Source organism: Dietzia sp. DQ11-44 (assembly GCF_014145205.1).
Taxonomy (GTDB): Bacteria; Actinomycetota; Actinomycetes; order Mycobacteriales; family Mycobacteriaceae; genus Dietzia; species Dietzia natronolimnaea.
In genome coordinates, this window is sequence record NZ_JAALEC010000265.1 from 1 (window position 1) to 1,685 (window position 1,685).

Genomic DNA, 1,685 nt, shown 5'->3' on the forward strand with positions numbered 1-1,685 from the left:
CAGCCAGCGGGCGGCCTCGGGTAGGCGCTCGGGCCCCAGGACCACGAGCGCGATCACGCCGAGCACCAGGAGCTCGGACCACCCCACGTTAGTGAACATCGCCTCCGAGGATACGTCGTCCCGGCACCGACCGGCACCACGACCTCGGACGACCGGCCACCGGCGCCGGCGACCTGCCGGCCCCGAGCGGGTCAGGCGAGTACGGGTCGGACGGTCACCTCGATCCGTGCACCGTCGCGGATGACCTCGACCGGCACGTCGACGTCCGCGCCCGCCCGTCGGACGGCCACGATGAGCTCGTCGGAGGACCGGACACCGCGTTCCCCGACACTCGTCACCACGTCGCCCTCCCGGAGCCCGGCCTCCTGTGCGGGCGACCCCTCCCGCACGTTGACCAGCTCCGCACCCTCCACGTTGCCGTTCTCCGCCTTGCGCGCGTTCACGCCGATGGTCGCGTGACGTACGGAGCCCTCGCTCATCAGCGAGGTGGCGATGTCGCGCACATCGTTGACGGGGATGGCGAACCCGAGCCCGATCGACCCACCGGATTGGGTGAAGATGGAGGTGTTGATCCCGATCACCGCCCCGCTGGCGTCGATGAGCGGACCACCCGAGTTGCCGGGATTGATGGCCGCGTCGGTCTGGATGGCGTCGATCACCACGTCCCCGTCGGAGGTGGACTCCCCCAGGGCGATCGGCCGCTGGGTGGCCGACACGATGCCCTCGGTGACCGTCCGGGCCAGGCCGAGGGGCGACCCGATGGCGACGACCTGTTCGCCCACCTGCACCCGATCGGAATCACCGAGGGTCGCGACGGTGAGGTTCTGGACGTCGTCGACCTTCAGCACCGCCAGGTCGGTCGCCGGGTCGCGGCCGACCAACTCGGCCGATGCCCTGGACCCGTCCGGGAAGACGACGTCGATGTCCGCCCTGTCGGCGGCGCCGTCCATGGTGACGACGTGGTTGTTGGTGACGATGTAACCCTGCGGGTCTATGACGATGCCGGAGCCCTCACCCCGGGCCGAGGCCGTGGAGACCTGGATGTGGACCACCGCCGGTTGGACCCGTTGCGCCACCTCACCGACCGGGTTGTCGGGCCGGATGACGTTCGCCGGCGCGTCGGCGATGCGGACCGTCGACGTGGTGAGGACGCGGGCGGAATCGGCCACGACCGCGCCGATCCCCCCTCCCACGAGGGCGATGACGGCGACGGCGGCGGTCGCCCCTGCCAGCGCCTGCCTGCTCAGTCGCCGCTCGAACAGAGCCTCGGAGAGTGAGAGCCTCGGCTGCGGGGGCACGTCCGCACCCGACAGATCCTCCGGTCCGGGCTCGTCCGCCGCCTGCAGGGCGGGGGTTCCGAACCCCACCGGGGCGTGGGGATCCCGCCACGGGTCGGGCGGGGCGGGCTGTGGCACCTCGACCCGGTCCTGCCAACCCGGATGCCGCTCGATACCACCGACGGTGTCACCCGACGGCCCGAACGCGGCGGCCAGTGCCGGGTCGGCGTCGTGCCCGCCCGCCGCGCCGGAGTGCCGGTGCGGGCCGGAATGGCGGTCCTGAGCGGAGTGATCGACCGGAGCCTGTGGACGCCGGGGGTCGAATCCTCCTGTCACCCCGGGCGGTCGGGAGAAGCGCTCGGCGGAGGCCTCGTCCACGACGGGCCTGTGGATCGGCGCAGGCTCCCA

Annotated in this window: 2 protein-coding genes; both read right to left on the reverse strand. The window is 72.3% G+C overall.

Annotated features, from left to right (window positions below):
• The coding region (locus G6018_RS07525; protein WP_182639286.1) for a twin-arginine translocase TatA/TatE family subunit at positions 1 to 99 on the reverse strand (99 nt) is incomplete at its 3' end.
• A 92-nt stretch (positions 100 to 191) separates the two neighbouring features.
• Positions 192 to 1,685: trypsin-like peptidase domain-containing protein (locus tag G6018_RS07530; RefSeq protein WP_182639287.1), on the reverse strand; the 1,494-nt coding region annotated here is incomplete at its 5' end.